Annotated in this window: 12 protein-coding genes; 4 read left to right on the forward strand and 8 right to left on the reverse strand. The window is 60.8% G+C overall.

Annotated features, from left to right (window positions below):
* Positions 1–124: 124 nt before the first annotated feature.
* Positions 125–436 carry an ATP-dependent Clp protease adapter ClpS gene (clpS, locus tag ACSQ2Z_RS07715; RefSeq protein ID WP_113006398.1) on the forward strand — a complete coding sequence of 104 codons (312 nt, stop codon included), beginning with the start codon at positions 125–127 and terminating at the stop codon, positions 434–436.
* A gap of 12 nt (positions 437–448) precedes the next feature.
* On the opposite strand, the gene ACSQ2Z_RS07720 is transcribed toward clpS, so the two are convergent.
* The 5 genes from ACSQ2Z_RS07720 to ACSQ2Z_RS07740 all read right to left on the reverse strand — a co-directional run bounded on the left by ACSQ2Z_RS07720 (position 449) and on the right by ACSQ2Z_RS07740 (position 5,710).
* A complete protein-coding gene (locus ACSQ2Z_RS07720; RefSeq protein WP_436080654.1) occupies positions 449–910 on the reverse strand; it encodes a GNAT family N-acetyltransferase in 462 nt (153 codons plus the stop codon).
* A 2-nt stretch (positions 911–912) separates the two neighbouring features.
* Positions 913–1,626: an aminoacyl-tRNA hydrolase gene (gene pth, locus ACSQ2Z_RS07725; RefSeq protein WP_436080655.1), complete on the reverse strand. Its 714-nt coding sequence runs from the start codon at positions 1,624–1,626 to the stop codon at positions 913–915.
* A gap of 82 nt (positions 1,627–1,708) precedes the next feature.
* Entirely contained in the window at positions 1,709–2,467 is a 759-nt protein-coding gene (locus ACSQ2Z_RS07730) for a substrate-binding periplasmic protein (RefSeq protein ID WP_436080656.1), read from the reverse strand.
* A 17-nt stretch (positions 2,468–2,484) separates the two neighbouring features.
* Entirely contained in the window at positions 2,485–4,866 is a 2,382-nt protein-coding gene (locus ACSQ2Z_RS07735) for a putative bifunctional diguanylate cyclase/phosphodiesterase (protein ID WP_436080657.1), read from the reverse strand.
* A gap of 232 nt (positions 4,867–5,098) precedes the next feature.
* Positions 5,099–5,710: a 50S ribosomal protein L25/general stress protein Ctc gene (locus tag ACSQ2Z_RS07740; RefSeq protein WP_436080658.1), complete on the reverse strand. Its 612-nt coding sequence runs from the start codon at positions 5,708–5,710 to the stop codon at positions 5,099–5,101.
* Between the two features lie 378 nt (positions 5,711–6,088).
* Here ACSQ2Z_RS07740 and ACSQ2Z_RS07745 point away from each other — a divergent pair, with 378 nt between their 5' ends.
* The 3 genes from ACSQ2Z_RS07745 (at position 6,089) to ACSQ2Z_RS07755 (ending at position 9,317) form a co-directional block, all read left to right on the forward strand.
* Positions 6,089–7,036 (forward strand): helix-turn-helix domain-containing protein, encoded by a 948-nt coding sequence (locus tag ACSQ2Z_RS07745; RefSeq protein ID WP_436080659.1) that lies wholly within the window; start codon positions 6,089–6,091, stop codon positions 7,034–7,036.
* Between the two features lie 176 nt (positions 7,037–7,212).
* Positions 7,213–8,721: an aldehyde dehydrogenase gene (gene adh, locus ACSQ2Z_RS07750; RefSeq protein WP_436080660.1), complete on the forward strand. Its 1,509-nt coding sequence runs from the start codon at positions 7,213–7,215 to the stop codon at positions 8,719–8,721.
* 215 nt (positions 8,722–8,936) lie between these two features.
* Complete coding sequence (locus tag ACSQ2Z_RS07755) at positions 8,937–9,317, forward strand: DUF779 domain-containing protein (RefSeq protein WP_436080661.1); 381 nt, start codon at positions 8,937–8,939, stop codon at positions 9,315–9,317.
* 25 nt (positions 9,318–9,342) lie between these two features.
* Here ACSQ2Z_RS07755 and ACSQ2Z_RS07760 read toward each other — a convergent pair whose 3' ends face one another.
* From ACSQ2Z_RS07760 to ACSQ2Z_RS07770, 3 genes are all read right to left on the reverse strand, one after another.
* Positions 9,343–10,275, reverse strand: coding sequence for a ribose-phosphate pyrophosphokinase (locus tag ACSQ2Z_RS07760; protein ID WP_436080662.1), 933 nt, complete (start codon positions 10,273–10,275; stop codon positions 9,343–9,345).
* Between the two features lie 224 nt (positions 10,276–10,499).
* Positions 10,500–11,381, reverse strand: coding sequence for a hypothetical protein (locus tag ACSQ2Z_RS07765; RefSeq protein WP_436080663.1), 882 nt, complete (start codon positions 11,379–11,381; stop codon positions 10,500–10,502).
* A gap of 87 nt (positions 11,382–11,468) precedes the next feature.
* Positions 11,469–12,620 (reverse strand): M24 family metallopeptidase, encoded by a 1,152-nt coding sequence (locus ACSQ2Z_RS07770; protein WP_436080664.1) that lies wholly within the window; start codon positions 12,618–12,620, stop codon positions 11,469–11,471.
* Position 12,621 lies beyond the last annotated feature (1 nt).

The following is a 12,621-nucleotide window of genomic DNA, read 5'->3' on the forward strand; positions in this document are numbered from 1 at the left end:
AGTCTAAGTCCGATTTTGGCGGCTTTATCGAGCAGGCGGCAACGTGAGGCGCCTTGCTTCCAGGCCCTTGGCGATGCAAAATAGCCTCCTCCTCCATTCCCTGTAGTCAAAGGGCGATTACCCGATGGCGGAAAACGACACCACCCTCAAGCCGAAAACAAAGACCAAGCCGAAGCTCGAAAGGCCGAAGCTCTACAAGGTCATTCTTCTCAACGACGACTATACGCCGCGCGAATTCGTCATCATGGTGCTGAAAGCCGTGTTTCGGATGAGCGAGGAGACCGGCTACCGGATGATGATGACTGCCCATAAGCTCGGCGTCTGTGTCATCGTCGTCTGCGCCCGCGACATCGCCGAGACAAAGGCCAAGGAAGCGACCGATCTCGGCAAGCAAGCGGGCTTTCCGCTGATGTTTACCACCGAGCCGGAGGAATGATCCGCTCGTGCCTCAGATGTTGGCCGACTGTCTGATCTGGAAGCCGGTCTTGTTCTGCACGAAGCCGCAGCCCTCGTAGAATTTCAACGTTGCAGGGTCCTGCGAGCCTGTCAGGAGCATCACCTTGAAGCAACCCTTGTCCCATGCGTGACCGACGGCATGCCGGATCACCGCGCCGGCGTGGCCGCGCTTGCGAAACCGGGTGTCCGTGACGACGTTTTCGATCAGTGCATAGGGTTTGCCGCCGCGGGTGAGGTTGGGAAGGATGCTCAGGGTCGCCGTCGATGTCAGGGTCTCGCCGGAGACCGATGTGAAGACGGTCATGCCGGGGTGAGACATCATCTCGGCAAACCTTTCGGTCGCAAGGCTCAAGGGTAGTCCCGGATCTTCCGGATTAAGTTGCCGGTAAAGGGCGAGCAGCCCGGGCAGGTCGCTCGTTGTCGCTGGCCGAATATCGAAGGCGTCAACGGCCAAGCCTAGTCCCCCTTGTCGCCGAACAGCTTCTTCAGCATGTCGGCCATCGGTCCGGTTGTCGGCAGTTTCTTCGGCTGCGCGCTGTTGCGGGCCTGGTGGATGTGGGATTTTCCAGCCGGCTTGGATGGTGCCGGCGCTGGTTCCGGCTTGCTGCCGGTGGCGAGCGCCAGCTTGTTCAGAAGCTGCGAATCCTCGCCCTTGACCAGCATCGCCGCATTGTCGGCGAGAGCCTCGAGCAACGGTTCCAGCCAGACACGATCGGCTTTGGCGAAATCGCCAAGCACGTGGTTGTGCACCTGTTCCTTCGAGCCTGGATGGCCGATGCCGAGCCGCAGGCGGCGATAGTCCTTGCCGCAATGGGCGTCGAGCGACCTGATGCCGTTGTGGCCGCCGTGACCGCCCGCCGTTTTGATCCGGGCCTTTCCAGGCAGAAGGTCGAGCTCGTCGTAGATAGCCAGAATGTCCTTCGGCTCCAGCTTGTAGAAGCGCATGGCTTCACCGACCGCCTCGCCCGAGAGGTTCATGAAGGTCTGCGGTTTCATCAAAAGTACGCGCTCGCCGCCGATCTCGCCTTCGGAGACCAGCGCCTTGAATTTCTTCGACCACGGCGAAAAACCGTGGCGCCGCTGGATGGCGTCGACGGCCATGAAACCGATATTGTGGCGGTGACCGGCATATTGGGGGCCGGGGTTACCGAGACCTGCGAAAATCAGCATGGATATAATCTCTATCAGTCGGACAGAGCTGTCTTGCACCGCGTCGGAGCCTGCGAGTCAACTGTCCACCGAGGGCGAATTGTCATTTTTTGGTTGGCTCCGCCGGATTTCCGGCGTTCACTTGTCCGGCGCGCAGGCCATATTTGGCGAAGATACGATCCTGCGTGCCGTCGGCGATCAAGGCGTCGAGCCGGGTCTGCATCTTAGCAATGAGTTCGTCCGGCAGGGCGAGATTGCAGGCAAGGCCGTACAGCTTTCCCTCCAGCACGAGCGCCGATTCAAGTGGCTGGCCTTGATCCCGCATGGTCTCGAAGGTCTTTTCGGACGTCATCATCAGGTCGACGCGGCCGCTCACAAGCTTCTTCTGCGTCGTCTCCATGTCGGCGGCGAGATCGATCTTGGGGAAGTTGTGCTTTTTCAAATAGTTGGCGGAAAAATCCTCGCGCTGGGTACCGACAGTGAAGCGCTTGGCTTCCTCGACATTGGCCGGATTGACGCCCGACCCCGCCTTGCGGACCATCACCATGCGATCGGCAAGCAGCGGTTCCACCCACTTGAAGCGCTTGTCGCGCTCGTCGTCGTGGCCGGTGGTGAACAGGCAGGTCCAAGGTTGATTTTCTGTCTGAGACAGCGCGCGCGCCCAGGGAAGAATCTGGAGGGAATATGCGGTATCGAGCGCTTTCATCACCCGTTCGGCCTGTTCGACCGACGCCCCTTTGACTGCGCCGTTTTCGCTGAAATTATAGGGCGGATATTCCTCCGTCAGCAATCTGAGCGTCTCGGCCTGCGCCGTGCCTGACAGGAGACAGACGAGCGCGAAAGCCAGGTGTCTCATACCCATTTTATTCTCCATTTCCGTCATGCGTGGCTGGTGGCCTTGGCCTCTGATTCCATCTCTAACATTAGTAACATATTCTCGATCGGCATCGGCCGGCTGAAAAGATAACCCTGGCCGAAGTCGAGACCGAGCTTGCGCAGTAGCTCCCACTGCTCCTTCGTCTCAATACCCTCGGCAACGACGGTGCAGCCCATCTGGTGGGAAAAGGTGCGGATGCCCTTGATCAACATCCGGCTCTTGCGGCGGATATCGGCCGTTCCCGTCGTCAGCGACCGGGTAAAGGACTGATCGACTTTGACGATATCGACGGGGAATCGGTTGAGGTAACTGAGCGACGAGTAGCCCGTTCCGAAATCGTCAAGCGCGATGCGGCAGCCGAATTCGCTGAGCTGCTTCAACACGGCATGGACGTCCGGATTGTCGAGCATCAGCACGGCTTCGGTGATCTCGACGACAATGCGGGCAGGGGATATGTGATGTTTCAGGAGAAGGGCCGCGAGCTTGTGCGGCAACGTCTGCTCGAACTGAAGCGGTGAGAAGTTGACGGCAAGATAGGTCGTCTCCGTCCCCTCGAGTTGCGTCAGCCGCGCGAGATGGCTGATGGCTTTTTCCAGAACGCGCTCGCCGAGGCGGGCGATCATGCCGGTTTCCTCGGCGATGCTGATGATCTTGGCTGGCGGCAGGATGCCCTTTTCCGGATGGTTCAGGCGCATAAGCGCTTCGAAACCGGCGATGCGGCCATCACAGAGGCTGACGATCGGCTGCAGATAGGCCTCGAACCAGTCCTCCTTCAGCGCTGCCTCGATGTTCTGTTCCATCTCGTGGCGTTCGCGGGCACTGTCGAGCATGCTGGCGTCGAACACGAGCATGCCATTCTTGCCGTCGCGTTTGCGGGCATACATGGCCATGTCGGATTTCAGAAGCAGCTCCGCCGCGTTCGCCGCATGGTCCGGGTACAGCGCTATGCCGACGCTGGCGCTCACCGAAAGCTCCGCCCCGTCAGCGAGGAACGGTTCGCGCAGGCTGGCGCAGATGCGGTCGCCGATCTCGCTTGCCAGGGCCTCGACTTGCTCGGCATTGACGAGGATGGCGAATTCGTCGCCGCCGAGGCGCGACAGGGTGTCATCGGGGCGCAGTGTCGTGCGGATGCGGGTGACGACCTGGCGCAACACCTCATCACCGGCGGCGTGACCGAAATTGTCATTGATCCATTTGAACCGGTCGAGATCGATGAAGATGCAGGCCAATTGCGCCGCAGTCTCGTCGGCGTTGCGAATGGCGTCGTCCAAGGCCGCCTCGAAGCCCTGGCGATTGAGAAGGCCGGTCAGGTAATCGGTGATCGCCTGTGCATGGTTGCGGCTTTCGGCTCGCTTGAGTTCCGTCACATCGGTCATGACGGAGAGCGAAAGACCGCCGCGCTCGTCGCCCGTAGCACTCTTCATCTCGAGGATGAGCACCGTCATCGTTTCGCCGTTTGCCTTGATGAACGGGACGGTGACTTCGCAGATATTCGCATGCGTGGCGCTGCCGTTGCTGCGGCGCGCACGGTAGGTCTCGTGCCAGTGTTCGTCGACGAAATCGGTGAAGGTGCGTCCGATCACCTGATCGCGGTCATAGCCTGTCGCCATCAGCCAATAATCGCTGACGGCGGTGATGCAATTGGCCGGATCCAGTGAAAACAGCATCGAGGGCGTGAGATTATAGATGTCTGTTGCCCGACCATGCGCCAGCTTCAGCTCCGACTCCTCGCGTTCCAGCCTGCTCTGCATCTCGTTGAAGTTATGGGCGAGCGTGCCCATTTCGTCGTCCGATGTCCAGTCTACATGGTGACGCGATCCGAGCCGCCGCGTGGCTTCGATGGCGGCTGTGAGGCGCATCAGCGGCCGCATCACCATGATACGGTTTCCAACGATGGCGGAGGCGAAAACGACGCCGACAGCGACGACCAGAATGACGAAGACAGTTAGTTCGTCCTTACTGAAACGCGACAGCAGGCCGGGTGCAGACACCCAGATTTCCATGGTTCCGACAGATTTTTGACCGTCCTGCGAGTTGTAGAAGATTTCCTTTGAAAGGGTCGTGTGCGGGACGCTCACATCCTGGGGCTCCTCGGGAAGCCGCACGGAAATCGTCGCTGAGCTGTCCTCGACGTGGACGCGCAGGACATCTGCATTGGCGATCAGCGATTTTGCGATCTGCGAGATTCCATCGGTGTCGAAATCCCAAAGGGGCTTTCCAAGCGCCTGAGCGCCGGCCTGCATGAGGATCTGCGTGTTCTGCAGGCTTTCACGCTCGACGCGCTCTGACGACAAGGTCAGAAACAGCAGGATCAGTGGGGCGACGAAGATCAGCATCGCGCCACAGACGATTGCAATAAAGCGGTTTTCGACGGAATGCATCATCAGATGCACCCGGTCGCATTGTTAGTCCCATGTCCCATTAGGATTCTCGTACACTGAAGCCGGAATAATCCCCCGACGACAACACATCACGAAAACCTTAAATGTTACTGAAATCGCAGGATAAAAAGTTTAGCTGCGGTAGCAGTATCAAATGGCGTCGCTTACGGTGAACAATAAAAAACCCGCCCCACGGAAATGGGGCGGGCCGTCAATCGAGCTTTGAAAGCATCGATTATTCGGATGCGGTTTCTGCTTCTTCTGCTTCCGAAACGCCGCCGGCCGGGGTGGCAATGGTGGCGATCGTGAAGTCGCGGTCGGTGATGACCGGGGTCGCGCCCTTCGGCAGCTTGATGTCCGAGATGTGGATGCCGTCGCCGACCTTCAGGCCGGAAAGATCGGCCGTCAGGAATTCCGGAATGTCTTCGGCCGAAACGACCAGCTCGACTGCGTGACGAACGATGTTCAGTACGCCGCCGATCTTGAGGCCCGGGGACTTTTCTTCGTTGACGAAGTGAACCGGAATTTCGACGGTGACGGTCGAGTCCTTGGTGACGCGCAGGAAGTCGACATGCATGGTGAAGTCACGGACCGGATCCAGCTGGTAGTCCTTCGGCAGGACGCGGATCTTTTCGCCGCCGACGTCGATCGTGGCGACCGTGGTCATGAAACCACCGGCGTGAATTTTCTGGGTGACTTCCTTCGTGGAGAGGGCGATGGAAATCGGTGTCTGCTTGTCACCGTAGATGACAGCAGGAATAAGACCGTTGCGGCGAAGTTCACGGGAGGACCCCTTACCAACCCGTTCGCGCGTTTCGGCCTTGAGCTCGTAGGATGCGTGGCTCATGGCAGTACCTTTCTGGTGTTTTTGGAGAGCTCATCCGCTTACTATAAAGACAGGATGAACCGAGGCCTTTGACCGCCTCATCCGCGTTTGCCTCCAAGGGTGTCTGCGCGGACGCGCGTCCATAACCGAGAACGCTGCGAAATGCAAGCAAGGCGGGTTTGCCGGCACGGCTCTGAAGCCGGGTTAACGGTCATGGGTTTATGATCTCGGCCATGTACTGCGGGTTTCTGGCTGCTTTGTTGCGCCTGAGTTTGAGGGTGCGCTGGCGCCATGGCCGAAATGCGACTTGGCCGTTTTGCCTTTGACCTTTGTCGAGGTGGACGTTTTGCCGAATGTGCTTATAGTGATGTCAGCGTCAGCCCTCGGGGAGGAGAGCCGATGAATCATTCGGATCATGTTCATTCTATTGCACAACATGCATCGGCCGCCGCCAGTTCGCCTGTTGCGGCATCCTGGCGCCGGTGCCTGACGGTGCATGGCCTTTCTCCAGAGGAAGCCCGTTCGCCGCTGCGGCTGTCGGAGCGTGAATTTCTTGCGGCGCGGGAAAAGTCCGGGCATCTGATCGAAGAGGCGCAAGGTGAACTCGACCGGCTGTTTTCAACGGTCGGCAGGGCAGGCTGCTGCCTGCTGCTCACGGATGGCAACGGCGTTGCCCTCGAACGGCGCGGCGCTGCCGGCGACGACAAGGATTTTCGCGGATTAGGTCTTTGGTCCGGCACCGTCTGGAGCGAGGCGAGCGTCGGCACCAACGGCATCGGTACGGCGATCGCCGACGAGCGCGCCGTCGTCATCCAGCGCGACCAGCATTTCCTCAGTTGCAACACCGGCCTCATCTGTGCGACCGCGCCGATCCGCGATCACTGCGGCCGGGTTGCCGCCGCGATCGACATCTCCACTTGTCGGGAGGACGCCGGAGAGATGGCGATGCTCCTGATGTCGCAGGCGGTGCGGGACGCGGCCGCCCGGATCGAGGCAAATCTCTTCCGTCGCGCATTCAGTGGTGCCCGCATCCTCCTGGTGCCCGCCGATGGCAAGACCAGCCCGGCGCTGCTTGCTATCGACAGGGACGATCTCGTGCTTGGCGCGACCCGGGCGGCGCGTTTGCGGCTCAATCTGGACGACCGGCGCATCGCCGCCGGCGTTCCCGCCGCCGACCTGCTGGACGAATCGGCTGTGGCACAGGGTGCGGATCTTCTCGATGCAGAGCGTGCGGCGCTTCGGCGTGTCCTGTCGCGCGCCAAAGGCAACGTTTCGCTGGCGGCTGATGCGCTCGGCATCAGCCGGGCGACGCTCTACCGGAAAATGAAAAAGCTCTCGATCCATTGACCGGCCGATGCCGGCGCGGCGTTGTTGCCGCGCTGCAGCATGCTTCGTGCCATTCGGCTGTCGCACATCTGAGACACTTGCCCGCCAAGCGCGCTCCGCCTCCCTATCCGTTCGGACCGTTCTGGCGCACCTTCCAATCAGCAGATTGTTGGAGTCTGTTCAGGAGGAGAAATCACATGTTGCATCAGAAAATCGTCGAAAACCCGTTCAAGGAGAAATACGGCAACTTCATCGGTGGCGAATGGCGTGAACCGGTGAGCGGCCGCTATTTCGACAACACCACCCCGGTGACCGGCGGTGTTCTCTGCCAGATCGCGCGCTCCGAAGCCGCCGATATCGAACTGGCGCTCGATGCTGCCCATGCCGCCAAGGACAAGTGGGGCCGCACCTCGACGACGGAACGCGCCAATATCCTGATGAAGATCGCGAGCCGCATGGAAGACAATATCGAGCTTCTGGCGAAGGCCGAGACTTGGGACAACGGCAAGCCGCTGCGCGAAACCATGGCTGCCGACATGCCGCTTGCCATCGACCATTTCCGCTATTTCGCCTCCTGTGTTCGTGCCCAGGAAGGCTCGATCGGAGAGATCGACCACGACACCATCGCCTATCATTTCCATGAGCCGCTCGGCGTTGTCGGCCAGATCATTCCCTGGAACTTCCCGATCCTGATGGCAGCCTGGAAGCTGGCGCCCGCGCTTGCCGCCGGCAACTGCGTCATCTTGAAGCCCGCCGAGCAGACGCCCGCCTCGATCCTCGTCTGGATCGATCTCGTCGGTGATCTCCTGCCGCCGGGCGTGCTCAATATCGTCAACGGCTTTGGCCTCGAGGCCGGCAAGCCGCTCGCCACCAACCCGCGCATCAACAAGGTGGCCTTCACCGGCGAGACCTCGACCGGCCGGCTGATCATGCAATATGCCAGCCAGAACCTCATTCCGGTGACGCTGGAACTGGGCGGCAAGTCGCCGAACATCTTTTTCGCCGATGTCATGGCCGAGGATGATGACTATCTCGACAAGGCGCTGGAAGGGTTTGCGATGTTTGCGCTCAACCAGGGCGAGGTTTGCACATGCCCGAGCCGCGCGCTGGTGCATGAGAAGATCTACGACCGCTTCATGGAAAAGGCGATTGCCCGGGTCGCCGCCATCAAGCAGGGCAACCCGCTCGACATGTCGACGATGATCGGCGCCCAGGCATCGAGCGAACAACTGGAAAAGATCATGTCCTATATGGACATTGGCCGCCAGGAAGGTGCCGAAGTACTGATCGGCGGCGAGCGCAACACGCTGGAAGGTGAATTGGCCGGTGGCTTCTACGTCAAGCCGACCGTGTTCAAAGGCCACAACAAAATGCGCATCTTCCAGGAGGAAATCTTCGGGCCTGTCGTCTCGGTCACCACCTTCAAGGACGATGCCGAGGCGCTCGAAATCGCCAATGACACGCTGTACGGCCTTGGTGCCGGCGTCTGGAGCCGCGATGCCAATCGCTGCTACAATTTCGGCCGCAACATCCAGGCCGGCCGCGTCTGGACCAATTGCTACCACGCCTATCCAGCCCACGCGGCCTTCGGTGGCTACAAGCAGTCCGGCATCGGCCGCGAAACCCACAAGATGATGCTCGATCACTACCAGCAGACCAAGAACATGCTGGTGAGCTACAGCCCAAAAGCACTGGGTTTCTTCTGAGATAGCTCACCTCCCCCTTGAGGGGGGAGGTCGCAGCGCAGCTGCGGGTGGGGGTGACCTATTGGGTTACGCTGAAAGTTGCCCCCACTCCAAACCTCTTGAAGGAAGAAAACGGGCTGATGATGAAAGCGCCTCTCTGGACGACGGCATTCGCGGTTGGATCAACCCACCCCGGACCTACGGTCCGACCCTCCCCCTCAAGGGGAGGGTAGTCCATGACCGACGCCACCGGCGGCCAGCCCCGCGTTCTCGCCACTGAAGCGGCACTCGCCTTCATCAGGGAAATCCAGCACGACCATCCGCATATCCTGTTTCACCAGTCCGGCGGCTGCTGCGACGGCTCGTCGCCCATGTGTTATCCGGCGGATGAATACATCGTCGGCGACAATGACGTGAAGCTCGGCGAGATCGGCGGCGTGCCTGTCTATATCAGCGCCAGCCAGTTCGAGGTCTGGAAACACACGCAACTGATCATCGATGTCGTTCCGGGCAGGGGCGGCATGTTCTCGCTCGACAATGGCCGCGAGCGGCGCTTCCTCACGCGCTCGCGATTGTTCACCGGTGGCGAGGCCTGCGCCATTCCCCTGTCGCGGTGAGCCTTCGCACCGCCGCGCCGCCTGATCAATCGAACAGGCTGGAGACCGATTCTTCCTGGCTGGTGCGGTTGATCGCTTCGCCCATCAGGCTGGCGGTCGAGATGACGCGGATGTTGTGGGCCGATTGCACCGCCGTCGTCGGCTGGATTGAGTCGGTGATCACCAGCTCCTTCAGCTTCGAGGAGGTGACGCGGGCAACCGCGCCGCCGGAAAGCACGCCGTGGGTGATATAGGCCGTGACGCTGGTCGCGCCGTTCTTCAGAAGCGCCTCGGCGGCATTGCAGAGCGTGCCGCCGGAATCGACGATATCGTCGATCAACAGACAGTCCTTGCCGGTGACGTCGCCGATGACGTTCATGACTTCGGACTCGCCGGCGCGTTCGCGCCGCTTGTCGACGATCGCCAGTTGACAGTCGAGGCGCTTGGCAAGCGCGCGGGCGCGCACCACGCCGCCGACGTCGGGCGATACGACCATGACGTTTTCGAGGTTGTAGTTTTCCTTCACGTCACGCGCCAGGATAGGCACGGCGTAAAGGTTGTCTGTGGGAATGTCGAAGAAGCCCTGAATCTGGCCAGCGTGCAGGTCGAGCGTCAGCACGCGGTCGGCGCCGGCCTCGGTGATGAGGTTGGCGACCAGCTTGGCCGAAATCGGCGTGCGCGGACCGGGTTTGCGGTCCTGGCGGGCATAGCCGAAATAGGGGATGACGGCGGTGATGCGGCGGGCTGACGATCGGCGCATGGCGTCGATCATGATCAGCAGTTCCATCAGGTGGTCGTTGGTCGGAAACGATGTCGACTGGACGACGAAAACGTCTTCGCCGCGCACGTTTTCCTGAATTTCCACGAAGATTTCCTGGTCTGCAAACCGTCTGACGGTCGCTTTGCCCAGGGGCAAGTTGAGATAATTGCAGATCGCTTCGGCGAGCAGCCGGTTCGAGTTGCCTGCGAAAACCTTCATCGATGGTCCGCCTGTGCTGGCGCGGGTCGCTACCCACGCAAATTCCGTAAGCCAGCCGGGTCTCGATCGTCCCTAGCCTATGCGCGCTTCATAACGCCCTTGACTTTGAATGCAAGAGGATTGCCGCGTTGCAGCGCGGTTTATCCTAAAAAGTTTTCCATCACGATGGTCGCGCGAGCGAGATTCGACGCCCACAAGTGCGGTATCGCAGGCGTTCGGCAAGACTATCCAGCGTTTTTCGCGCGCCAGTTCAGATATTCGGCGATCGTCCTGGTGGCGATCGTCTGCATCGTTTGCGGCGGCACGACCGACCAGAGATTGGCGGCTGTGGCATCGACCGTGTCCTGGCCCTGGATGCGGTGCAGCCGATTGCCGGAGCCATCGAGCACGTCCCAGACATAGACAACCGTCGTCTTGTCGCCATCCTTCAGCGCCGAGAAATAGCCCTTCAGGATGTGCTGACTGCTGGTATCGGATGCGCTCTTGATCGACAGGCCATGCGAGCGCGCCTCGTTGCCAAGCTGTTTCGACAGAGGCGTGACGGCCTCGACGGGGGCGCCAATGATCGGCAGGAAGCGGATGGTTCCGGCCGTTGTTGCCGGGGCGATTGCTGCTGCCTCCTGCGGCTTTTGGATCTCAGGTGTGTCTTCCTCGGCACGAAGCGGCTCTGCGGATTGCTGTTGTTCGGCCGGGGCGGTTTCGTCGAGAGACGTCGTCTCGGTCGATTCTGCGATGGCGGCACGACGCGAGACTCTCTGCTGCGTCGGGACCTGCCCCTGCTGCAGGCGTCCTGCCTGTGCGTCCAGCGATCCGGCCGGATCGGTATATTCGACGTCGCCCTGGGCGAGAACCGTGCCGGTTGGCCCTTCGACAAACCCCTCCTGTACGGGTGAAGCGAACTGCGTGCTCTGTACCGGTGTCGTCGACTGCGGAGGGACCTCAACGGTCTGCTGCGACATGGCGTCGAGGTCGGACTGGTTGACGGGCGGGGAGCGAAAGGTACCGCCGCCGACATCGACCTGTGGGGTTAGATCATCCATGCTGTTGCAGCCCGAAAGGGCCGCAGCAATTCCAAGGCCTGCAATGAGCATGATCGATTTGCGCATCGTTCTACCGTCCGGTTTCCTCGGGCGACGGAGTGATCAAGGCCCCCACCTTTCTCCGCCTGTCCCGCGAACGGTAGATCAATTTTCCTAAGCAGTTATGAAGTCCAGTCCATAGCGTGACAGAGCCTTCGGCGCCCCCTCCGTGGTCAGGTAGGTCTGGCCGAGCGTCATGGCCGTGCCGCTGTCGCTGTCCATGATGATCATGTGCACGAAAAGAGACATATTGGGCGCGATCTCCTGCGGATTGCCGATGTGGAACATCTGGTGTTCCATCCAGGATGGCGAGAAGCGGGCGCCGAGCGAATAACCGCAGGCATTGAGCCGGTGGCGCGCAAGGCCGCGTTCGTCCATGATCTTCGAATGCATGTCGAAGACGGTGCCGAAGGTGTTGCCGGGCCTGAGGACCATCTCGATCGCCTGAATCGTCTCGCGGCAGGCGCTGTAGAGCTCGCGGTGGCGATTGGTCGGCTCGCCGATGACGACCGTGCGCATCATCGCGGCGTGATAGTGGGCGCTGACGCCTGCCCATTCCAGCGTCAGCTGGTCCTGCGCGTCCAGTGTCCGGCGCCCGGCCTTGTAGCGGCACAGAAGCGCATCGGCGCCCGACCCGATGATGAATTCATTGGCCGGGTAGTCGCCGCCACCGGCAAAGACCGCGCCCTGCATGGCGGCCAGAATGGCGGCTTCGCTGCCGCCTGCGTGGATCAGCGGAAGGGCGGCGTCGAGCGCGTCGTCGGCAAGGCTTGCCGCCTTCTCGACATGGAGGATTTCCGCCGGGGTCTTGATCAGGCGCAGGCGGCTGACCAGCAGCGAGGCATCGACCAGTTCGCCGAAATTCGTCAACTGATGATCGAGCAGGCGGGCGATGCCGCCGGTCATGCCATGCGTGTCGTATTCGATGCCGATGCGCGTGCCGAGCAGGTCGAGATCGCTCAAGAGGTTCTTCAGGTCCATGGTCGGGTCGGCATTGACGCGGTCGACCCAAATCTCGACGCGTTCGATGTTGGAGGTGTGCTTGGCCTGGCGCAGGTCGGCCGAGCGCGTGAGCAGCACCATCGATCCATCTGCCTTCACCACCAGCGTCTGGAAGAAGCAGTAACCGAAGGTATCGTAGCCGGTCAGCCAGTACATGCTTTCCTGCGCGAACAGCAGCATGGCGGCAAGCTTTTCCTCCTTCATCCTGGTCGTCAGCCGCTCAAGCCGGCTCGCGAATTCGTCCTGCGTGAAATGCAGTGCCATG

The organism is Pararhizobium sp. LjRoot235 (assembly GCF_964254145.1).
Classification (GTDB): domain Bacteria; phylum Pseudomonadota; class Alphaproteobacteria; order Rhizobiales; family Rhizobiaceae; genus Pararhizobium.

Bases quoted from the DNA above. Each gene is read 5' to 3' on its own strand.
- pth (WP_436080655.1), bottom strand. From the start codon at position 1,626: ATGCTGATTTTCGCAGGTCTCGGTAACCCCGGCCCCCAATATGCCGGT.
- ACSQ2Z_RS07735 (WP_436080657.1), bottom strand. From the start codon at position 4,866: ATGATGCATTCCGTCGAAAACCGCTTTATTGCAATCGTCTGTGGCGCG.
- ACSQ2Z_RS07770 (WP_436080664.1), bottom strand. From the start codon at position 12,620: ATGGCACTGCATTTCACGCAGGACGAATTCGCGAGCCGGCTTGAGCGG.
- adh (WP_436080660.1), top strand. From the start codon at position 7,213: ATGTTGCATCAGAAAATCGTCGAAAACCCGTTCAAGGAGAAATACGGC.
- ACSQ2Z_RS07745 (WP_436080659.1), top strand. From the start codon at position 6,089: ATGAATCATTCGGATCATGTTCATTCTATTGCACAACATGCATCGGCC.
- ACSQ2Z_RS07760 (WP_436080662.1), bottom strand. From the start codon at position 10,275: ATGAAGGTTTTCGCAGGCAACTCGAACCGGCTGCTCGCCGAAGCGATC.
- ACSQ2Z_RS07730 (WP_436080656.1), bottom strand. From the start codon at position 2,467: ATGGGTATGAGACACCTGGCTTTCGCGCTCGTCTGTCTCCTGTCAGGC.
- ACSQ2Z_RS07765 (WP_436080663.1), bottom strand. From the start codon at position 11,381: ATGCGCAAATCGATCATGCTCATTGCAGGCCTTGGAATTGCTGCGGCC.
- ACSQ2Z_RS07755 (WP_436080661.1), top strand. From the start codon at position 8,937: ATGACCGACGCCACCGGCGGCCAGCCCCGCGTTCTCGCCACTGAAGCG.
- ACSQ2Z_RS07740 (WP_436080658.1), bottom strand. From the start codon at position 5,710: ATGAGCCACGCATCCTACGAGCTCAAGGCCGAAACGCGCGAACGGGTT.
- clpS (WP_113006398.1), top strand. From the start codon at position 125: ATGGCGGAAAACGACACCACCCTCAAGCCGAAAACAAAGACCAAGCCG.